The sequence below is a fragment of the Nocardia sp. NPDC059229 genome (genome assembly GCF_042754165.1).
Classification (GTDB): Bacteria; Actinomycetota; Actinomycetes; order Mycobacteriales; family Mycobacteriaceae; genus Nocardia.
In genome coordinates, this window is the sequence record NZ_JBHZAK010000041.1 from 1 (window position 1) to 21,069 (window position 21,069).

The window sequence follows — 21,069 nt, forward strand, 5'->3', positions numbered from 1 at the left end:
CTGTATGGCGGTAGCGTCGGAGTTGCCGCGTCCGATACGCGGCCGGTATCGCAGCCGATCCAGGGGTGAAGCCTCGCCCTGTGCGGGGCGAGGCTTCACCCCATGGCATCATCGATCATCAGTCGCCGCCGCAAGGTGAGTTGGCGCGGGCCGCAGTATTCCCCGGATGAAGCTCCAGCAGCGCGACGTAGCAGGATGTCCAATCCGCGAACGTCCGCATGCCGGCTCTGGACCTCATCTGATCTGGGCTGATGGCCCGGGCTACCGTGAGGAAGGGGTATCGGCAGCCTGCTGCAGGTGTGTGCCGTCACCGGCGGCAGCGCGTATCAGTACCTCGGCGAGTTCGGCCGGTGTGGAGAGCATCGGGAAGTGTCCGGTCGGCAGTTCGAAGAACGTCGTGTCCGCGGCGGCGAACTTCGCGAATCTCGGTGCGCCGGTGGCGTACAGCTGCCGGGCCACCTCCAGGCTGAGGCCGTTGGCGAGGCAGAACACTCCCGTCACGGGCAGGGTGCGCCAGGCCCCGGTCAGCTCGACCGGGTCGAAGAACGTGGCCGTGGGCTGCGGTGTCCCCAGCTGCACCAGCCGTTCCCGGTCCGCCGCGCAGACCCCGGTCAGGCCGGCGGGTCCTGCCAGTTCCTCCGGCGCGGGCACCGGCATGAGGCCCTCGACGGAGGCCTGCCGGAGTTGCTCGCGGCGGCTCGGGTCGAGGAAGAGGTTCGCCAGCGAGTCGCCGTCCTCCGGAATCGCGGTGTCCACGAAGACCAGGCGCGCGACCTGAGCGACCATCCGGTCGGCCGCTGCGACCGCCGGGAAGATCCCGTAGCTGTGGCCCACCACGACCACGCCGGGGCCTTCGCGGTCGAGCAGGTCGGCCACCTGTGCGGTATGGGTGGCCAGGCTGGTCCGGCCGTTGGTAGCCAGGGCGGCGGGCACGGCCCGGTGCCCTCGGGCCTGCAGCTCGGTGATCACCGACTGCCAGGTCCACACACCCTGCCAGGCTCCGGGAACGAGTACGAACGTTGCCATGATGAACTGCCCTTCGATGAGATCGCCTGACGGACTATAGGACCTGCCGCGGAAGGGAGGTTTGCACCCAGCAGGTCGGCAGGAGCAGCAGGGAAATAACCGATACGGGGACGGCCGAGGACGCCCTGAGCATCGGGGAATGTGACAGCGGCGGCGATGTCGGCGCATCAGACTCTTCCGACCGAACACTGTCTGTACACCCTGCAACCGGAACCGAATCCGCAGGTCAGCGCTGAACACGACTCCGAACATCTACACCGGATCGGGCTTCCGATTTGGTCATGTGAACGCCATGAAAACAGTTCACAGATTAATTGCTGAGAGATTGCGTGTTGACATAGTGTCGGAGTTCTTCGATCGCGGTACCGATATTGCGAGCGCAGGGCGGCCTCCACTCAGCTCCATTACGCTGCGGATTCGACGGTCGGGGACCCGTCTGCGAAGGATCCACCATGAGCCAATTCCCACGCTCTGCAACAGAGTTCACGCTGCCGCCGACCCCGGTGGCTCAACCCGGCAAGGTCCTTGTCGTCGAGAGCAACCCGGCGATGGCAGAGATCGAGGTACTCGTGCTGGCCAACGCTGGCCATGAGGTGATCTCTGCCCCCAACGCACAGCGCGCTATGACCGTCGCTCGGCGATGGAATCCGGACCTGGTGCTGCTCGAGCTGGACCTGCCGGACCTGCCGGGCGCGAGCCTGTGCCGGCAGCTGCGCGATCGTTCACCGATTCCGATCATCGCGGTCTCCCTCGATGGCAGTCCCGATGCCATCGGTGACGCCTACGCGGCCGGTGCGTGTGACTACCTGCCCAAACCGCTCAGAAACGGTGAACTGCTCGACCACATCCGTGTCCATCTCACGACACCGCAGGCGGCCTGAAACGTCTCCCAATTCCGCTGTGCCACCAGGCCAACACGTCACTGCGCAGGGTCCGGTGGGCGCCACCACAATGGGGACTCGGTGCGCCAGGCTGCGTCCACCGGGTTCGATATCCAGACCCTCGAGATGGCCGATGTGGCTGGTAGTCAACGCGATTGCGATCAGCATCGGCGCAGCGGCGAGGACGCGGTAGACAGTGCTCCTGGCGGCCTACCGGCCCCCAGTCGTCGACGCCAGGTTCGGTGCTCGCCGTCAGGACTGTACCGGTGGTATCGGGGCGCCGACCGCGAGCACGCCGAGGTGTCGATGCTCCTTTGCCCCTGCCGCAATCGACGATGGTGCACATCAATACCCTTCTGTTGCAAGCCGTTCTGGAGGATCCGCAGTTCCATGATCTGGTCGGCGACAACGAACGCCGCGCCGTGAGCCCGTTGTTCTGGTCGAACATCGACCCTACGGCCGGTTCCGGCTCGACATGGACACCCGCGTGGACCTCACCCGGCAACGAATCACCGGATGGATGCCCCTGTCGATGGTCACGCCATCAACTCCCGCACCTGACTCGAACATGGGGAAGCGAGGAAATGGCGGAGGCGATAGTTACATCCCGGTTACTGAGGCGGCGGATGTGAGGCCGGAATTGTCCTGCGGTGACAATGCCGACGGCGAATTTCGTTGATGCACGACGGTGTCGGGCGGCGGCGTGATTTCTACCGTTGTCGTCATTGCCTGTACCCGTTCTGAGGACCGCTGATGAACCTTTTCTCGACTCTGCCGGATCGTCGTGCGGCTGCTGCACCGGAGGCGGCCGCGGTCGCCGACGACAGCATTGATCTGAACAACGCAGGATTCCTCGACGCTGTGCGGCGTGCCGCGTCTACTTTGCGCGCCGCGGGAGTCTCGAGCGGCGACGTGGTGGCGATCATGTTGCCCAACACTGCCGCTTATGTCGTATCCCTGTTCGCTATCTGGCGTGTGGGTGCCACGGTCGCCCTTATCGACCCGTCGCTGACCGCCGCAGAAGCCGACTTTCAGCTGACCGATACCGGTGCCACGGTCCTGATCACCGCGCAGCGGCCCACCCCCGACGCTGGGGTCCACGTCGTCATACCCGCCGGCGATCTGGCCACCGCGGACCCCGATGTCGCCGAACCCGCACGTCCCCGCCACGACACACTGGCGCTGCTGTTTCCCAGCAGCGCCACCACGGGCAAACCCCACAGCGTGACGATCGATCACGCCAATCTCGACGCCATGTGCTCGCTGGCGATCGAGGCATTCGATCTCACCGCAGCCGATCACAGCCTGCTGAATCTGCCGCTGTTCCACGTCAACAGCATCGTTGTCGGCACTTTGTCGCCGCTGCTCGCCGATGGGCGCGCCACCGTGGCCTTCAGCCCGAAGACGTTCTTCGACCGGATCGAGCGCAGTCGTGCCACCTACATCTCCGCTGTCCCGACCACGTATGCACTGCTGTCGGATCTGCCCGACCAAATCCGGCCGAACACCACATCGGTGCGATTCGCCATCTGCGGCGCGGCCCCGGCCGAGGTCGAACTGCTGACCAAATTCGAACGCCGCTACAGAATTCCGATCATCGACGGCTGCATCTCCGAAGTTCCGGTACGAGCACGCCGCTCACCGCCACCCACACGAGCGACACCGTCGGAATATTCCCGCCGGGCCGGCTGATCCGAACCGCTGATCCGAAGCAATCCACATCGTGGCAATGTCGGATCCGCATGTTGGTGTGCAGCCGGTGATGGGCCCGACGCTGGGACCCCAGCCAAAAATCTCGCCGGCCGATGCGGTGATCGCTGAACAGCGACGACGGCGGGCCGGGACGCAGCCGGTCGATGTGATCGTCGCAGTTCGCCGCCGGTATTGTCCCCGGAGAACAAGTTGGCGATTTCCCGCGCGGCAACGGCGCAGTAACTACCGTTGGGGAGTGACGACTTTTCGTCGCGGCGGTGATGGCGATGTGGGCCGCTATGTCGCGCAGATCGCCGCCCGCATGAACGAGCGGGTGACCGATATCGCCGCGATCGTGCGGCGCGGTCTCGAGGACGAGATCCCCGAATTGCGGGGCGATGCCCGCATCGTCGAACTGCTGGGCGCGAGCGTGGAAGGCAATGTCGACACCATTCTGCATGCGCTGCAGCACGACATTCCCGTCGCACGGATCAACGCTCCCACGGCGGCCATCGAATACGCCAGGCGCCTTGCCCAGCATGGAGTTCCGGTCAAGGCCCTGGTGCGTGCCTATCGGGTCGGCCATCGGCGGATGACCGAGTTGGTCTTCGACGAATTGCGGGCCAGCGCTGTCGCGCCCGCCGACGGTGTCACGGTCGCGGAGGCGATCACCACCGCGACGTTCGAGTACGTCGACTGGATCACCATGCAGGTCGTCGCGGTGTACGAGACCGAGCGCGAGCAGTGGCTCGAGAGCCGCAACAGCGCCCACGCGTTGCTCGTGCGTGAGGTGCTGTCGGGGAGTAAGCCGGTCGATGTCGATGCTGCGACCGAATCCATCCGCTACCCGCTGCGTTGGCATCACCTGGCGCTGATCCTCTGGTATCCCGACACCGGCGCGGGTAGTGACGAGCTGACCCGGTTGCAACGGTTCGTCCGTGAGCTGGCCGAGGCGGTCGGCACCGAGGCCGCGCCGCTGTTCGGGGCCGCCGACCGGACGAGCGCATGGGCCTGGCTGCCCTATCGATCCGAGCAGCCCGATGCGGTGGCCAAGGTCGGTGATTTCGCGAGCAAGCGGCCGGACGCACCGCGTCTGGCGATCGGCATCATGGGCCAGGGGATATCAGGGTTCCGTCGGTCCCATCGGTATGCGCTGCGCGCACGCTCGGTCGCGCTCACCCGCAGGGACGCCGAACCGAGGATCATCGCCGCGAGCGATCCGGGGCTAGCGACCGCGGCGCTACTCGGCGACCGCGCGGAGGTGGGCGAATGGGTGAGCGAGGTGCTCGGCGTATTGGCCGCCGACAACGACAACGATGCCCGGCTGCGCGAGACGCTGCGGGTGTTCCTGCGCACCGGATCCAGCTACAAGGCCGCTGCCGCGGAGCTCGGTCTACATTCCAATTCGGTGAAATACCGGGTCGGGCGGGCAGTTTCGCGACGCGGGCGGCCGATCACCGACAACGACCGGTTGGACGTCGAGCTGGCGCTGCTGGTCTGCCACTGGTACGGCGCAGCGGTACTGCGCCCTGATTCGGGCTGACCGCGGCGACGAACCCGCGCGCAAACTTCGTTCCCGAAGATCAGCCACGCTTAAGAGTGGCCTTTCCTGTCGCTGGCCCTCACGGGCCGATTCGAGGGCCGCGCCGATCTCGTCATCGGTCACCGGGTCCAGGGGACAGCTCGAGGCCGGTCGCCGTCAGATCCCTGGCTCAGTTGCGCCTTCGCAGACCAGGTCGCGTCGGTGAGACCTAGAATTCGATCACGCTGCATGTGGGCGATCGGGGGGGTCGGTGGGGTTCTATCTACGCAAGTCCGTGAACGCCGGTCCTTTTCGGGTGAACTTTTCCCGATCCGGGGTCGGCGGCAGCATCGGTGTCCGCGGGCTCCGGTTCGGTGCCGGACCACGCGGGACGTATGTGCATGTCGGGGCGAACGGCGTGTATTACCGGCGTGTGCTGGCAGCACGTTCACGCGGCGCAGCGCGGGTCGAACCCTCCGTAGGACGTCCAGATTTCCACGCTGGCCAGGTCACCGATTGGACTGGCGTCGACGCAATGCGCCTTCCGCCGACGGGGCCGGGTGAGCTGGTCGATCAGCTACGAGCCGCGAGCCGGCATCAGGCCCTGTGGCCATGGGCGACCGTCACGGTTGCGGTGATGGCCGGTATCGCCACCGCGTCGACCGCGTCGTGGCCTGCGATCGTCGCCCTGGTCGCAGGCGTACCCGCTATCGCGTTGGTGTGGCGGTGGGACCGCAAGCAAGCCGCGGTCACGGCGATCTATGAGGTGGACGGCCCCGTCGCCCAGTGGTTCTCTGCACTCGTCGAGGGTTACCGCGCCGTGGTCGACTTGGGTGGGGCGTGGCGCGTGGAAACAACCACGACGGTCGCGGGCACCTACGGATACAAGGTCAGCGGCGGCGCCGAGGCCACCATCGGACGTAAACCGTTGGCGCGCAGCCTGACCGCGCCGCAGATGCTCACCACCAACATTGCAGTGCCGACGATCGCCCACGACCGCCACGCACTGCTGTTCCTGCCTGATCGAATCCTGATTCGCCACCGTGACCACTGGAGCGACACCGACTACCGCCACCTGCGTGTGCAGTGCACACGCGAGCGGGTCATCGAACCCGAACGCCCACCCCATGACGGCACACAAGTCGACACCACCTGGCAATACGTCAACGTCGGCGGCGGTCCCGACCGCCGCTACCGCCACAACCGCCAACTCCCGATCATGAATTACGGCCACCTGACCCTCAACACCGCCACCGGACTGAGCTGGGTGATCAATTGCTCTCGCCCCGAGGTAGCCGAGTGGCTGGCCGCGGTCCTCACTGCGCACCCCACCTAACACGGCCATACGGTTATCTCGATCTGCGCGAAGTGAGAGCCGACCGTGGATCGCGCCGCCTTCGTCTCGGAACCTGGTGAGCCGGACGGGTTCCGCCTCCAACGTGGTGCGCCCCGTGGCCAGGACGAGGCGGTCTGGTCCGATCATGGCGTGGCATGGGTCCGATACGCGGTTGGCGGTGGGCAGGAGCGACCCAACTGCTGGCGGATCACCAGGCCGCCGGCGCCAGCGTTCGCGAAGCTCTTCCAGGGCCCGCCGCCCACGCCGTGGCCGTTATCGAATATTTTCCAGATCCGGCCGAGGTTGCGGCCCTCGCCGTTGATGAACTGATGGTGTCGACGTGGACGCTGGCAGGCCCCCGACCCACACAACACTGTCCTGCGCGGCGGACCCCGGATCGCCGTTGACGAGGCCGTGACCGGGCTAATGACCCACCACATCGATCACGAACCCCGATCTTAGGGGTGCTGACCAGCTGATATGCCGAACATCATTGTTTTCCGCGCCAGTGGCAACCCCGAATCGGTACACCGCGCGGCCGGTCACGATTTGTCCAAGATCATTCGGGCGGATGCGGGTGCACAGTTAGGCTCGAGTGCCAGCGTTTTGTTGGACTGCACCTCGTGGAGGCCATGATGGCGAAACGGTTCGACATGGCGGTGCGCGAGCCCGGGCGCATCCACAAGACCAGCAAGCAAGAGCACGACAGGATCCGTACTGCCACACAGCAGCTAGGTTGGACATTCGTCGCCGCCTACGAGGACGAGGTCCGCACCGGATGGCACACCATCATCGAGACGGTCGAGGACGCCGGGTGGTCTGCCGTAGTCGACGCCTACACCGACAAAACCGGGCTCGAAATCGCGGCGATCGGCGTGCCCGAGGACTATCCGTTCCCGGACTTGCTGGCCCGCGATCGCTGGGTCCTGCCCGCCGCCGAACAGCACTGACCTGTCTTCCCCTTTGATACAGCGCGGCGGGCGGCAGGGGACCCCAGCCCAGCCTGGGCGGGGCCCAGCGGGCCGAAACTCTGGGTTCGTTTGGGGTGTACCGCGTGAGCGGGATCGGTACACCGCGGGCCAGTTGAACACCGACCTACACCCGATCATGCCCGTCAGCCCAAACCGGTGGCCCGACATCACCGCTGGTCAAGCCATTGACATTGCATTGTTCTTCGCACGACTACTACCGCAACCCCCCGACATCTTGCTCGACACTTTCGTCGTGCGCACGGTCCCGGCGGTGTTCGCCGTTGTCGGCGACCGTGTCCGGTGGCCCCGGCCGCCGAGGTGGCGGCAGCGGCCGACGCGAGGAATCCGAACCCGCAGTCGCGCACTGATCGAACCATCCGAGATCGACACAGGAGTACATCGCCAGGAAGGACAAGCATCATGAATTCGAACCGACTGCACCGGCTTTCGTCGGCTCTCGGCGTGGCCGTGGCCTGCTCGATCCCGGTCGCCGGAATCGGTGGCTCGGCGTGGGCGCACGCCGACCCACCGGCACCGGTCGCTCGACTCGATCTGGGCCGGTATCTGGGCACCTGGTACCAATTGGCCGCGGTACCACAGTATTTCAACCTCAGCTGTGCCAGGGACACGCGTGCGGAGTATGCGCTGGACGCACAAGGCGATGTGTCGGTGCACAACTCGTGCATCACATGGTCGGGCAGCGTGAGCGAGATATGGGGCACGGCCACGGTCACCGATCCGGCGACGGATGCGCAACTGCATGTCAGCTTCCCCAGCGTGCCCACCCAGGACGCACTGTACGGTCCGACCAACTACATCGTCACGGCCCTCGGCGACGACTACTCGTGGGCGCTGGTCACCGATCCCTACCGTGTGTCGGGATTCGTCCTGTCCCGTGCCACGATGCTGGACCCTGCCCAGTGGCGCGATGTCAGCGCCGCGATCACCGGGGCGGGGGAGAACACCTGCTGGTATCTGACAAGCCCGACCACCGGCGGACTCGACCGCCTCGCACCGTTGTGCACGCAATGACATTGCGATAGCGCAGCGCGGCGCAGGTCAGGGTTCGAGATCCTGTTCGACCGGCTGGCGAGGGGCGTGCTGGTGCAGGGTCAGCAGCAGGTGATCGAATTGCGAGCGTGTTGCGGGTGATATCTGGATGGTGGCGATTTCGCCGATCAGCCGGGCGGCCAGTTCACGCAGGCGGATGTTGGTGTCCTGTGACCGCCATACCAGTACCCGGAATGCTTGCTCGGCGCTGATGCCGTAGACGAGCATCAGCGCTCCTTTGGCCTGCTCGATCACCACCCGATGTTGGAGTATCTGCGGCAGCAGGTCGTCGAGGATCGTGTGGGTGTGTGCGGGGTCGCGGTCGGTCAGGTCGATGTAGTAGCCCTCGGTGCCGACCACGGCGCCGGTGTCGTCGGTGATCGAGTCCGACACCACCACAACGTGGTGCTCGATGCCGTGGGTATCGATGATGCGGTGGCGGCTGGAGAACGGGGCGTGGTCGCGCACCGAGGTGACCAAGGCCGCTTCCACCCGGTCGCGGTCATCGGGATGTTTGTGCGACAGCAGCAGTTGCGTGGTCGGGGTCACTTCGCCGGGTGCGTAGCCGTGCATGCGGGCCACCTCGTCGGACCACTCCCAGCGTTGGTCGGCGAACTGGAACCGGAACCAGCCCGCTGCCAGTGCGTTGCCGGCGCCGACCACCTTCTCCACCGAGGCCACCACCTCACCGGTGCCGTCGTCGTCCTCGGTCATGGCCTCAGTGTCGCATCCGGCGGTCCGGTGGGAGCCATGATGGTGTTCCACCGGGATCGCAGGGGGCTGGGTTCGGGCCAGTGCACCACCGGTGAGTCACCGGAATCTGTTGCGGTGGTGAGCATGTGGCCCACGAGGCAATGTTCGGCCAGGCGTGCGGATGTGATCGGGGAGCCATGATGATCCTCGTGCTGGTGTGCTCGGCGCGCGTGCTGCTCGCGGGTGTCGGATCGGGGGCGGGTGGCAAGAGCCTGTCGGGTTGTGGCCGCGGGACCGGGGTTATGGCGTGTGGTGGCGGCAGCGCGACCGATGTTGTCGCGCGCGGTGCGGGCGGTGTGACGGGATGGGTGCGGTGGTGTGGGCGCGGGTGTAGGGCACGACTCGGGTGGCTTCGGGGCCGCGGCCGGTGTCGGCGGCGGTGAACACCACCGACTGTCCGGCGCGCAGGGTTTTGAACCCGGGGACGTCGATCACCTGGTAGTCGACGAACACCGCGGGACCGGTATCGGGGGTCAGGAACCCGAAACCTTTCTCGGTGTTGAACCAAGCGCAGTGGCCGTGCTGCCAGCGCGGTTCTCCCTTGCCGCGCGTGTGTGGGTCGTAGCGGGTGGTATCGGCTGCGGTAGCGGGGTTGGGGTCAGTCGGTGTTGGCGCGGTCGTGGTCATAGTCGTCATCGCAGTCGAGTGGGGTGATCCAGGCTTGGTCGAAACGGTCGGCGATCGTGGCCGCGTCGAAAGCGGCGCGCACCCGCTCGGCCAGCGGGTGCAGCGCGGCGGTGTCCAGGCCGATGTCGCGGTCACTGTCGCCGACGGGAAGGTTCTGCCCGGCGCGGTCGAAGTCGCTGCCTGCCGGGGCGAAGGTCGCGGTGCTGCTCATTGCTCTGCCCTCCTCGTGTCGGTCGTGGTCGATGAAGGGAAAGGGCCGGGTGAGCCCGGAAGAACCACAGCTGACCGGGCTCACCCGTCGACGGAAGGAATCTGAACAGGACTTCACTGTGAGGTGTTCTCGCGCGGGCCGACGAACCCGTGCCCTGCCGGGTGCCACTCGCGGTGGCTGTGCACACGCCGGACCGAGGGGTGTCCGTGAGGCGCTGGTGCCGGTGTGCAGGCCGGGACACGGCCGTCGGCCCTGGTCGCGAGAACAGTTGTGTAGGAGAACGTTTCGTGTGATCTGCGTTGTTTGTCGATGTCTGACAGGCATCACCTCGCTCTCACTGGTCGTCGAATACCGCGTCGAGCCGGGCTCGGGTGTGCTGTGGGCGGGCCGCGTCCTCGACCCTGTGCGGGGCCGGGCCGATGACTATGGTGCCGCGTGGTCGGCCACCGGCGGCCTGGCCGTGGCCGGGGTGTGCGGGGTTCGCGTCGCGGCGGGCAGTCCCAGCGGTCGACGGCGCGGCACAGGATGTCGTCGATCTCTGCGAACAGTCCCTCGAGATCAGGATCCAAGCCCAGCAACCGCGAATCCAGCCACGACAACTCCTCGGCGGTCTCGCTCGGCGCGGGACCGGTCGCCCATCTCGTCACGAAGACCATCACAGGGTCCTTCCCGTGATGCCGCCGCGCTCAGGCGTTGATGGCCTGATGCTCGCCGTTGTGGTGGGTGATCTCGATCTTGCGGGGTTTGGCCTTCTCCGCGACCGGGATCACCAGGCGCAGCACGCCGTCGCGGTAGTCGGCGCGGATGGCGTCGGTGTCGAGGTTCTCCCCGAGGAACAGCTGGCGGGAGAACACGCCGCGGGTGCGTTCGGCGGCGAGCATCGACCGGTCGGGGTCCAGTTGCGGGCGTGACGCTTTGACGGTCACCACGTTGCGTTCGATGTCCAGGTCCAGGGATTGCGGGTCGATGCCGGGCAGGTCGAGTTCGACGTAGAAGTCGTCACCCTCGCGCCAGGCGTCCATCGGCATGACTGCCGGGCGGGCCGATGTGCCGAACATCTGCTGGGTCAGGCGATCCAGATCCCGGAACGGATCGGTGCGCATCAGCATGGTCGCCACCTCCACTCACTCCATTCTCTCTCGGTGGTGCTCAGATAACCTCTGTCATCTGGCTGAGATTTGTTTTAGCACTCTGGTGAGGAGAGTGCAAGTGTTGCGCTGAGGTAATCTGGTGGCATCGAGAAAGAGAGAGCAGATGCTGGATCGACACGACCCCCTGTCCGGCCCGGGTGGTGAGCACCGGCCGGGCCCGGGGCAAGCGGTGTACGGGATCTCGGTGGCCGCCGAACTCGCCGGGATGGGAGCGCATTCGCTGCGCCTGTACGAGCAGCACGGGCTGGTCACCCCGGCTCGCAGTGCGGGAGGGACTCGCCGCTACAGCGACGACGACCTCGCCCGGTTGGCACGCATCGCCGCGCTGGCCGGCCAAGGGATCAACCTCGCCGCCATCGCACGGATCCTCGACCTCGAAGACAGCAACACCGCACTACGCCACTCCAACGCCGCGCTCACCGCCGAACGCGACCGGCTCCGCGACACACCATGACCGGCACACCCCGGCGGATCGGCCCGCACGCCACCGATACCGCGGTGCTCGAACGGATCGGCCCGGCGCTCCACGACATCGCCCGCGACCTGGCCACCCTGCGACAACTCGAACACATCCAGCGCCAGCACCAGATCACACTCGCCTGCACCGAGACCATCGCCACCGACCTGCGCGCCGAGATCACCACGCTGGCACAGGATCTCGCTCATGCCCGTGCACTCCCCGAACCCGTGCACCCGCACACTCTCCCCGCCGCACCTCGCCGGCCGGGATCGGGATCAGAACAGGGTGTCGCGCACCCGTAGCGGCCGGTAGCCGGTCGGCCCGAGGGCGGCGAGTTCGGCATCGATGTCGACCTCGATCGCGCCGAAGAAATTGATGTTCTCGCTGTGCGCGGGCGAGATGTGGGCCAGCACGTCGGCGTCGATGCGGCGGCCCTGACGGTGCATCTGATCCACCGCGCGCCCGTAATATTCTGTGGTCCAGGTGATCAGGGCGTTGGTGACGAGGGTCAGGCACCATGCCTGCTCGGTCTGGGCTTCCAGGTGACGGGCGCGGAAGGCTCCTTCGTGGGCGTAGATGAGGCCGCGTTTGAGTGCGTGGATGGACTCGCCCTTGTTGAGCTGACGCGAGATCTTGCGCCGGTAGTCAGGATCGGTCAGATACCGGCAGGCATAGATCGTGCGGCGCATCGCCCTGTACTCCTTCAACGCCGCGGCCAGCGCGTTCTGACGCCCGAACGCGGACAGCTTGCCGACCAGCAGGGACGCGGTGGCGTGCCCGAATTTCAGCGATCCGGCCAGCCGCAGCAGGTCGTCGTAATGCTCGGCGATCAGGTCCAGATTCAGCTTGCGCGTCCGCAGCGGTCCCGCGTGCGGGAACCGGGCTTCGGTCTCGGCGCGCGGTATCGGCCGGTACAGGGTGATCTTGCCCAGGTCCCGGATGCGCGGGGACAGCTGCATCCCGAGTAGATCGAACAGCGCGAAGTTCACCAGGGTGACCCCATGGGTATCGGTCGCGTGCTCGGTGATCGGCAGATCCGTTGCGTTGCCGAGGATTTCGTCCAGGACGTAGTGGGCTTCGCGGCGGGTGGTGACGATGACCTTGGTGCCGTAGGTGGTGTGCTGATCGGTGACGTGGGTATAGGTCGACAGGCCCTCCTCGGCGAAGAAGTGATTAACCGCGCGAGCCGTGGTGGACTTGCCGCGCGTCGGGAACCGCTGCCCGTCCGACGACGAGAGCGTGCCGGTGCCGAAAGCCGCTGTCAGCGGCAGTCTTTGGTGGTAGCCGATGATCGCCAGGTTCGCCGCCCGCAGGGTCTCCTCCCGCACATACCATTCCGCGGTCCAGGACAGGATGTCATAGGAGATCCCCGACGCCGCGGCCATATTGGTCAATCCCAGGTTCGTCGAATACGCCAGCAGCACCGCGATCAGATTGCGTTTCAACTCCGGGCTACGCGCCTGCTTGCCACCCGCGTGGGTGAAACAGTCCAGGTAGCCGGTGCGTTTGTCCAGCTCGATCAGCACCGACACGATCGGTGCGAACGGCAGCATCTCGGTCAGCTCGGTCTTCAACTCGATCGCCTCGGTCGGGATGTCCTCGGCAGTCAGCGGGGAGATCACCAGATCACCGGCCTCATCCAGGCGCACCGGCCCGTCACCGGCGGCGAGGAGCTGCTCCAGCTCACCGACCGCCGCTGTCCACTCGTCGGTGAGCGCGGCCAACGCGGCGGCCTGGTCGGCCGGTTTGTCGACCAGGCGGCAGAATTCGGTGCGCTGCGGCTCCCATTGGGTCAGGGTGAGCAGGTAGGCGGCCGGGTCGGCGTAGCGGCGCGATCCGGGCACGAACACGTCCCCGGTACGCAACCCGTCCCGCAACCCCAACAGCACACACAGCTCCCAAAAGTGCCGATAGGCCACGGTATTGCCGGTCTTGCGGGCCTCGTCGAGATAGCCGCGCCACTTGGTCGGCACGAACCCCGTCGGCGCGTCGTCGAACACCTTGCGGCGACCGGTCGCGTTCAGCTCGCGCAGCATGTTCACCGCGATCAGCAACTCCGTCGCCGCCGTGCCGCCGCAGAACCGCACCGCCGACAACACCGCCGGAGTGAACTTCCGCAGATACGAATACGACGAATCGAGAGCGGCCAGATGCCCGTGATCACGCGGCAACCGCGGCTGGGCCTGCGCAATCGCGGCCCGCAACCGGTCCAACCCGATGCCCTCGCCCCGGATCAACCCGCCCACATCCTCATCAGGGATCTGCGGGTCGACGAGGATGGATAGCAGGTCATCCAGCAGCGCTTGCCGGTCCTCCCCGGTCTTCGCCCGGTCGGCCAGTCGCTCACGCATCCGGTTCTCCGCGGCGCTGAACTTGCCCGACAGTGCCTGATCGAACAACGCCACCACCTCATCGAGCACATCAGCGGCCGACTGCGCCAACACCGTCAACAAGATCGGATACCGGCGCTGCGGATCACGACGCTCCAAAGCCTGCCCGGTCAGCCGGCGACCGAGGGTAGCCAGAAACCGGCGACGCTCCGCCGGCAACACCGACAGATCAAGAGTGTCCGCGCCCAACCCGCGCACAAACCCCAGCTTCTCGACCTCGTTGCGCACCGCGGCCGCCGACGCCTCCACCGGGCCTGTCGACAGCCACCGCAACCGCGACATCCGAATCGAGACATCGGTGACCAACAACCCGTCCAACTCCGCGCAGCGTTGCGGCGTCAGCTCATGCACCAACCGGTCATAGGTCTCGCGTTGCGCCTGCTCACGCGCGTGCACGACGCGGCGAACCACAGTATCGGGACTTGGCCGGATCACCCGCGCCGAGATCAGATACTCACACCCCAACCGGAACAGCAGGGTCGGGGAATCGTGCTCCATCGCCCGCGCCAACAAGAACTCGTCGAGCTCTTTCAACTCCATCGCACCCGCGCTCCGCCAGCTCAGATACTGGGCCACCAACCGCAGATGCGCGGTGCGGGTCTGCGCCCGGCGACCATACGAACGGATCTGCGACGCATCGACTTTCAGCTGATCCGCCAACCGCGCCACCACCACCGCAGGCGCGGCCGCGACCCTGTCCGGCACGAACCCCAACCACGGCAACGTGCACAACGCCACCGCCAAACCGAGCTGATCCTCCGGACCACGCCCACGCCCCGGCGCAACGAACGCGATATCGGCCGCAGTCAGCGTGAAAAACCGGAACAGCTCCTCGCGGCTGATCTCCGGAAACTCCCGCAGCCGCACCAACTCCTCAGCCGCGAACACCTGCGTCGCCACGAAACCCGCCCTCCAGCACACCGACCAACCTCATCGGCAGCCAAGCCAAGCATCTACCGCACCCGCCCGCAGCCCGAACCGGTCACAACGCCATCGCCGCTGGTCCAGCCATATGTGTTGTTTTCCGCGTGAGAACTACCGGAACCCCTGCCCGTGGGCACGGTGAACACCGAACACCCCCTCAGGCGTACTCAGGTTGATCCTCTAAACAATTGCTGGCCAAAGGATTACGGCAGTCGGGTGGCCCAGGGGGATCTCACCCCTGGGCTCCCACAGATCCGGGCGTAACAGTCTCCCGTTACCCGGCTCTTATCATCCTGTTCGCCAGGCATGCGGTGTCCACTGCCAGTGTCGGAACATGGCAGGGTATGTCCGGACCGCGCTTTTGTAGGCGCGACGGGCCTTCTTCACCGGTTTGAGCCGCCGATATTTGCAGCGGATCCAGCGCACCAGGTAGGAGTTGATGCGCGTCAGGAGAGGATGCAGCGCCGAAGGATAGAACGCTCCGTAATACCGCATCCAGCCGGTCACGACCGGATTGATCGATCTGGCCAGTTGGGCGAAGGTCGAGCCGATCCGGTGATGAAGCCGCCACGAACGAACCTCAGCACCGATCTTCTTCAGGGCTTCCAGGCTGATCGCGGGCTGGAACGACACGAAAGTACCGCCGTTCCTCGTCCGCGCCGTGCGTGACCTGAACGTGAACCCCAGAAACGTGAACTGCGTGACGCCAAATTGTCGGCGCCGGTTCGCGTCCCGGCAATAGACGATCTTGGTTTTGGCCGGATGCAGAGCAAGCCCGACCTCGGCCATCCGTTCCTGCAAAGCCGCCAGAACCTGACGGGCCTGCCGCTCGGTAGTGCAGTGCACGACCGCGTCGTCGGCATAGCGCTCGAACTCGACTGCCGGGAATTCCCGGACCAGCCACATGTCGAACGCGTAGTGCAGGAACAGGTTTGCCAGCACTGGCGACACCGAGGACCCCTGGGGAGTACCTCGGGTTCGCTCCAGCACGGTCCCGTCGGGTTGCTGCACCGGTGCGCGGAGCCACCGGTTGACATACAGCACCACCCACGGGGCGTCGGTGTGCACCTCCACAGCCTTGACGATCAGGTCCCACTGGACGGAGTCGAAGAATTTCTGGACGTCGAGATCGATCACCCAATCCTTCTTCCAGCACCGTTCCCGGCATTTACCCACCGCATCCAGAGCGGACTTCCCCGGCCGGTAGCCGTAGGAGTCGGAATGGAACACCGAGTCCACCCGTTTCTCCAGGTGCGCGGCCACCACCGTTTGCGCCACTCTGTCACCGACACAAGGAATTCCGAGGGTCCTCGTGCCACCGCCGTGCTGTTTCGGTATCTCCACCGCTCGGACCGGAGGCGGGAAGTAGCTTCCCGAGGACATCCTGTGGAGGGTCGGGAACTGGCGCGGTCACCGATGACCGGTGGTAGGTGTCGAAGCCGTTGTGGCCACACGGTTTCCCGCCTGGTCGTTCTTCTTCGTCACCGTGACCGATCTGGTTCCGTTTCCAATTCCCGCCCATCAATCCGTGCATGCGGTTCTCTCGCACACGGCTTACCGACGCCGTTCACCGCCGGCATTCGGCTTGTCCCGCCAGTCCTTGAAAGGTCTGGGTGCGACAACAGTTCCAGACAGTGAAACGAGCCCGAAATGGTCGGGAGACTGATAGGACAGCACCGACCATCCATATCTGTGGGAACGCTTGTGCCGCTTGGCGATCACCAACGCCATCCGCGTCCACACATAGTGCTCGATCTTCCCGAAGCGCACCGCCGAATTACCGAACCGGAAATACGCTGACCATCCGCGTAGGAACCGATTCACCTCATCGACGATCACCTCGATCGGCAGCAACAACCGAGACCGACGGGTCAGCTCCCTGATCCGGTCACGAGCACGCTGCATAGCCTTGTCCGCAGGCCAGCGGGCGAGGAAGGCCACCCCCGGACCGCCCGAGCGCCGTTTCACCCGTACCCACCGGTGATGAAAACCCAGAAAGTCAAGGCCCTCACCACCTTCGGTCAGGTGCACGATCCGAGTCTTGGCTGCCTTCGCCTCCAACCCCAGTTCACCCAGCAGCTGCCTCAGCCGCGCAAGCGCGGCTTCAGCCTGCTGCTTCGAACGGCACATCACCACGGCATCGTCAGCGAACCGGACCAGCACCCCATGCTCACGCACATCCCACACCCGATCGATCCGGTGCAGATACACGTTGCACATCAACGGCGAAATCGGACCACCCTGTGGGGTCCCGGCCACCTCACGCCGCACCTTGCCGTCGCTCATCACCCCCGCGCGCAACATCGCCCGCAGCAGCTTGAGCACGGCTTGGTCGCTGACGCGTTCCTCGACCGCCTGCATCAACTCTTCATGCGGAATCGCCGAAAAACAGTTGGCGACATCCGTTTCCACCACCCACCGCCGACCCCGCCACGCCTCGTCCACCAGGACTTGCAGCGCGTCGTGCGGACCGCGTTTCGGGCGGAACCCGAACGAGCAATCCATCATGTCGGCTTCGAAGATCGGCTCGAGCACGAGCTTGCACGCCGATTGCACGATCCGATCGGCCACTGCGGGAATCGACAACGGACGCTGCTCATCCGAGCCGGGTTTCGGAATGAAGACCCGGCGCAACGGCAGCGGCCGATACGTTCCTTCCCGCAGTTGCACGGCCAATTCATCGAGCAGCCGGTCGACTCCGTACTCCTCGACCTGCGCCAGAGTGGTGCTGTCGACACCCGGTGCACCATTGTTGGTACGCACCGCGACCCACGCACGCCACAGGACGTCTCCGCGGAAGACCTTGTCCCGCAACGCATGAAACCGACGCCCGGGATCAGCCTTGGCCGCCCGGTACAGCGCATGCTGCAAAGCTCGAACCGGATCTCGAACAGATCCCGACGTGGCGGAACTAGCCATCAAGGCACTCACCAGGCCCCTCTCAACAGTCATGACACATCGACGAAGCAGCGGCCCTTCCCTCACCGGCGGTTATGTTGTCCGCTCGGCTCAACCAGTACTATGACCGCCTCCGACGCCCACCCGGCACGTCACCCATTTCCCGGACTACCGGTTATAGGGCACGCCGCTCCAGCAACAATTCTCCGCAGATCACCGGGCCGGGGAGGGCCTCTCCAGTTCCCGCCGTCACCGTCGATACGTTCCGCGCCCCATACGCCGGGGAGTTCTTGGGCGCCTGCACTTCCAGGTCTTCAGCGCTTTCCATGGCCTTCACCCTGATGGAGGGGGCTCGGCACTCCCTGATCCCCACCCCAACGGGGCAGGCTACATTGACGACGCCGCAGGCTTCGCTTCATGCTACGGACCGCATCATCGCTCCCCCACAAGGGCTTTCGACACTGGGCTTCGACCCCACCCGTTTCCAGATGAAGCCGCCAGTCTGCTACCGGGCCTCCTGGCAGCTACCCGGACCGGACTCTCACCGGCAGGCGACGACGAGCTTACGAACACGAAAACCGGCTAGTCACACCACATAGCCGCTCCTCCCGTCCTGCTGGACGCACTCCAGATCTTGTAGAGGTTGTTCCTCAGATCCTTCTCGAAGTCCTCGATGCTCACCCCATCGACTCCCGGTCCGCCCTTGTTCTCCTTGACCTTCTCCCATGCCTCCCAGACCTCCCGCTTGGAGATCTCGAACGGCTTGCCTGTTGACTTCAGCTCACTCACGCGACTCCTCCCAGGGCATCGCCTGGTTGATCGAACAAGTACTAGCCACGGATGACCTGGCCCCTTGGCTCCATTCCCACCGCACCAGGCAGGAACTTCCCAGCTACTATGAGCCAGTCCGCCGGCACCGTCCCGCATCGGTACTCGGTCCCTCGCGGGTTCTCCGCTTGGGATGCTCCCTGTCTCCGACCGCGAATCATCTTCGCGGACAGAAGTATCGGGACGGGCCTTCTCACGTTCCACGCAAGAGCAGCAGATCAGGCTCGCGCCGCCTTCACGCCGGACACCATCTGGCCAGTAAGCAGGTTCCCGCCAGACTCATCCCAAGGTCGGATAAAACCCAGGTTTCGATGTCGTCCTAAACATTTCGACGCTTCAACAGCGAACCCCCGCAAGGGCTTTCAGCGCAACGCCTTCCTGATCCCCACCTGACGCCTCCAACGGACGCCTTTTCCCTCATCGCTCACCACAACAGTCTTCAGCTAACGCAGCAGAGGGTGGTTTGATGCCTCCCCCATGCAGGGCGACACCGGAGGGCCGGAAAACCTCCTCCATCTCTCACGCAGCACCGCTTCAAGGAAGCTCCTCCTACGCACCAGCTCCTCTCAGCGTTCGTGACGCACTATCCGTTGTTGTTTCCGCAGTCCGTGACCCCTATCGGAACCCAAGTCACAGGTGTTTGATCTTCCTGGCTCGACTGTATTGCGTCCCAGATTTAGCCTCGATACGAAACCTCTTGTCGATCACGGGGTGTGCGTTCCCTACTGCCGTGCGTAACTCGAAGTCAAGGCTTCGAACTTCCCTTTTCGAGAGTTTGACGGGAACTTCCGGTGTAGGCAGATTCCCCCAAGGGACGAAGGGGACGCTCTTCCATTGGGTTCGATACTTCCGCGTGAACGCCCGCTTCAAGAGGGAAGGGACCTCGTACACAACGATTCCCTCTACGTTGCGGTCGGACCGGAAGCTGCAATTCTTGATCACCACCCTCATTCGTGTGCTATCCCCGTCAATCCAGTACACCGGTTTTTGTACCGCTATCGGATGAATGACACCGACAACCAAGGAGACGATCACGCCGACGATCCCGAAGCCCGCTAGGACTGCAGCGGGAAGCCCGACGAATGTGGCCCAATCGAACCCGTTGCCGTTGTCGGTAGCGGCCAACGCCGTCGCTAGCACGAACACCCTTTTAGCACGTAGATGCCCGGATCCGGCCGGAGCACCACATCAGCTGAGCAGCCGCTGACACACCCATGGTCGGTACAGCGTCCGCGGTACGGGGCGCCCGGCACGTCGATGTCCTCGCGCACACAGACTCCGCTGGCAATACTCGGAGGTGTGCGACGCCGGAAACGACCACCGGTGAGAACGAAGCCGCTGACGAATTGTCGTAGTTGAACACCCGAGCCTGTGCGCACCAGAGCACACACCGCAATCGTTAGCTCAGGACTGTTGTCCCCTGGAAGCAGGGCGAACCCATGATCTTCGGTCTCCCAAAGCTCCCACCACGAGTTCTGCGCCGGCTCACTATCGGCGTCGCGTTCGTCGTACCCGCTGAGGAGGGCTTCCCGTTCGTCGTCATCAAGAATAGGTACACCGACAAGTCCTTGGGCTCTTGCACGACCGAATGGTTCGCTACCCACAAAAGTGTCGACGATTCGCTCGTCAAGGAATCGGTGGTACTCCTGCGGTAGAAGGTCCTCGGCTCGGGATCGTAGGTGAGAGGCGAGAGCAGGAAGCCCAAGCCGCCGCTGGGCGGCGTCAAAAAAGAGCGCAGTCGCGACCGTCAAAGTGGCACTCCTTCTCAGTCGTCATGAGCCATCGCCGTAGACAATATCTTCAGGTCAATACCGGACATCGCCAAGACATGGCCGCCGGTGGGCGAAGTTCTCCACTGCACGCCGCTATCTGGAAGGGCAGTCCCGACCAGTGCATATAACGAACTTTGTTCGATTTTCGGCGAGTTCTACAGGGACCCCGAGCATCGGCTGCGCGGCCCGGCGCCCGACGGTGGCGTTGCGATAGGCCACCACATGGTTGGTCGATGCGGCCAATGTCTCTCTCGCGTGCCGCACCCGTCATGGTGGTATCACTTGCATCATCAACCCGATCGTCATCATCACCCTGATCGTCCACGTGGGTGATCGGCGTCCAACCTGCTCCACTCTCGCCGGTTCGGCTCATGACCTGAACCGGCCATGGGCCGAATCTGTGGTTCACCGCACTTTGCAACCGACAACTTCCCGTTCCAGATACGGCGGTACCATCAGCCTGAATATGACTCACATCACACATTAGGGTCGGAATCGGCGATGAAAGAGACACGAGCGCAAAGAACCAACGAGACAACAAGGACCTGGGGACGCTATCCCTAAAGCAACACCACCA

At 64.9% G+C, this 21,069-nt stretch carries 18 protein-coding genes and 2 pseudogenes; 10 read left to right on the forward strand and 10 right to left on the reverse strand.

Annotation, left to right across the window (positions count from 1 at the left end):
- Positions 1 to 261: 261 nt before the first annotated feature.
- Positions 262 to 1,026 (reverse strand): alpha/beta fold hydrolase, encoded by a 765-nt coding sequence (locus ACFXHE_RS42210; protein WP_379391068.1) that lies wholly within the window; start codon positions 1,024 to 1,026, stop codon positions 262 to 264.
- Between the two features lie 452 nt (positions 1,027 to 1,478).
- Between ACFXHE_RS42210 and ACFXHE_RS42215 the strand changes: the two genes are divergently transcribed.
- The 8 genes and pseudogenes from ACFXHE_RS42215 (at position 1,479) to ACFXHE_RS42250 (ending at position 8,460) form a co-directional block, all read left to right on the forward strand.
- Positions 1,479 to 1,907: a response regulator transcription factor gene (locus tag ACFXHE_RS42215; RefSeq protein WP_379391070.1), complete on the forward strand. Its 429-nt coding sequence runs from the start codon at positions 1,479 to 1,481 to the stop codon at positions 1,905 to 1,907.
- 753 nt (positions 1,908 to 2,660) lie between these two features.
- A complete protein-coding gene (locus tag ACFXHE_RS42220; RefSeq protein WP_379391072.1) occupies positions 2,661 to 3,599 on the forward strand; it encodes a class I adenylate-forming enzyme family protein in 939 nt (312 codons plus the stop codon).
- Positions 3,600 to 3,921: 322 nt separating this feature from the next.
- Positions 3,922 to 5,142: a PucR family transcriptional regulator gene (locus tag ACFXHE_RS42225; RefSeq protein WP_379391118.1), complete on the forward strand. Its 1,221-nt coding sequence runs from the start codon at positions 3,922 to 3,924 to the stop codon at positions 5,140 to 5,142.
- Between the two features lie 250 nt (positions 5,143 to 5,392).
- Positions 5,393 to 5,539 (forward strand): annotated as a pseudogene (locus ACFXHE_RS42230) (DUF4236 domain-containing protein); the annotation flags it as partial.
- A gap of 117 nt (positions 5,540 to 5,656) precedes the next feature.
- Positions 5,657 to 6,457, forward strand: a complete 801-nt coding sequence (locus ACFXHE_RS42235; RefSeq protein ID WP_379391122.1) for a hypothetical protein — start codon at positions 5,657 to 5,659, stop codon at positions 6,455 to 6,457.
- Between the two features lie 635 nt (positions 6,458 to 7,092).
- Positions 7,093 to 7,407 carry a hypothetical protein gene (locus ACFXHE_RS42240; RefSeq protein WP_379391074.1) on the forward strand — a complete coding sequence of 105 codons (315 nt, stop codon included), beginning with the start codon at positions 7,093 to 7,095 and terminating at the stop codon, positions 7,405 to 7,407.
- Positions 7,408 to 7,660: 253 nt separating this feature from the next.
- Positions 7,661 to 7,852 (forward strand): annotated as a pseudogene (locus ACFXHE_RS42245) (hypothetical protein); the annotation flags it as partial.
- Positions 7,849 to 8,460 (forward strand): lipocalin family protein, encoded by a 612-nt coding sequence (locus ACFXHE_RS42250; protein WP_379391076.1) that lies wholly within the window; start codon positions 7,849 to 7,851, stop codon positions 8,458 to 8,460. The pseudogene ACFXHE_RS42245 and the gene ACFXHE_RS42250, both read left to right, overlap by 4 nt.
- Positions 8,461 to 8,487: 27 nt before the next feature.
- Here the strand turns inward: ACFXHE_RS42250 and ACFXHE_RS42255 are convergent, their stop codons facing one another.
- From ACFXHE_RS42255 to ACFXHE_RS42270, 4 genes are all read right to left on the reverse strand, one after another.
- The gene (locus ACFXHE_RS42255) at positions 8,488 to 9,192 is read right to left on the reverse strand and encodes a PAS and ANTAR domain-containing protein (RefSeq protein WP_379391078.1); all 705 of its coding nucleotides are present in this window, start codon (positions 9,190 to 9,192) and stop codon (positions 8,488 to 8,490) included.
- 279 nt (positions 9,193 to 9,471) lie between these two features.
- Positions 9,472 to 9,858: a cold shock domain-containing protein gene (locus ACFXHE_RS42260; protein WP_379391080.1), complete on the reverse strand. Its 387-nt coding sequence runs from the start codon at positions 9,856 to 9,858 to the stop codon at positions 9,472 to 9,474.
- Positions 9,830 to 10,069 (reverse strand): hypothetical protein, encoded by a 240-nt coding sequence (locus ACFXHE_RS42265; protein WP_379391082.1) that lies wholly within the window; start codon positions 10,067 to 10,069, stop codon positions 9,830 to 9,832. Before ACFXHE_RS42265 ends, ACFXHE_RS42260 begins: the two co-directional genes overlap by 29 nt.
- Positions 10,070 to 10,755: 686 nt before the next feature.
- A complete protein-coding gene (locus ACFXHE_RS42270) occupies positions 10,756 to 11,178 on the reverse strand; it encodes an Hsp20/alpha crystallin family protein (protein ID WP_379391120.1) in 423 nt (140 codons plus the stop codon).
- Between the two features lie 145 nt (positions 11,179 to 11,323).
- On the opposite strand from ACFXHE_RS42270, the gene ACFXHE_RS42275 reads away from it, so the two are divergent.
- Together ACFXHE_RS42275 and ACFXHE_RS42280 are read left to right on the forward strand one after the other, a co-directional pair.
- Positions 11,324 to 11,674 carry a MerR family transcriptional regulator gene (locus ACFXHE_RS42275; RefSeq protein WP_379391084.1) on the forward strand — a complete coding sequence of 117 codons (351 nt, stop codon included), beginning with the start codon at positions 11,324 to 11,326 and terminating at the stop codon, positions 11,672 to 11,674.
- The gene (locus tag ACFXHE_RS42280; RefSeq protein ID WP_379391086.1) at positions 11,671 to 11,982 is read left to right on the forward strand and encodes a hypothetical protein; all 312 of its coding nucleotides are present in this window, start codon (positions 11,671 to 11,673) and stop codon (positions 11,980 to 11,982) included. Before ACFXHE_RS42275 ends, ACFXHE_RS42280 begins: the two co-directional genes overlap by 4 nt.
- Here the strand turns inward: ACFXHE_RS42280 and ACFXHE_RS42285 are convergent.
- The 5 genes from ACFXHE_RS42285 to ACFXHE_RS42305 form a co-directional block, all read right to left on the reverse strand.
- On the reverse strand, positions 11,956 to 14,970 hold the full coding sequence (locus ACFXHE_RS42285; RefSeq protein WP_379391088.1) for a Tn3 family transposase: 3,015 nt from the start codon (positions 14,968 to 14,970) through the stop codon (positions 11,956 to 11,958). The two genes, ACFXHE_RS42280 and ACFXHE_RS42285, sit on opposite strands and share 27 nt — an antisense overlap.
- 312 nt (positions 14,971 to 15,282) lie before the next feature.
- Entirely contained in the window at positions 15,283 to 16,377 is a 1,095-nt protein-coding gene (gene ltrA / locus ACFXHE_RS42290) for a group II intron reverse transcriptase/maturase (protein ID WP_379391090.1), read from the reverse strand.
- Positions 16,378 to 16,548: 171 nt separating this feature from the next.
- Entirely contained in the window at positions 16,549 to 17,865 is a 1,317-nt protein-coding gene (ltrA, locus tag ACFXHE_RS42295) for a group II intron reverse transcriptase/maturase (RefSeq protein WP_379391092.1), read from the reverse strand.
- A gap of 609 nt (positions 17,866 to 18,474) precedes the next feature.
- Positions 18,475 to 18,681, reverse strand: a complete 207-nt coding sequence (locus ACFXHE_RS42300; protein WP_379391094.1) for a hypothetical protein — start codon at positions 18,679 to 18,681, stop codon at positions 18,475 to 18,477.
- Between the two features lie 669 nt (positions 18,682 to 19,350).
- Positions 19,351 to 19,860, reverse strand: a complete 510-nt coding sequence (locus ACFXHE_RS42305) for a hypothetical protein (RefSeq protein WP_379391096.1) — start codon at positions 19,858 to 19,860, stop codon at positions 19,351 to 19,353.
- Positions 19,861 to 21,069: the final 1,209 nt, after the last annotated feature.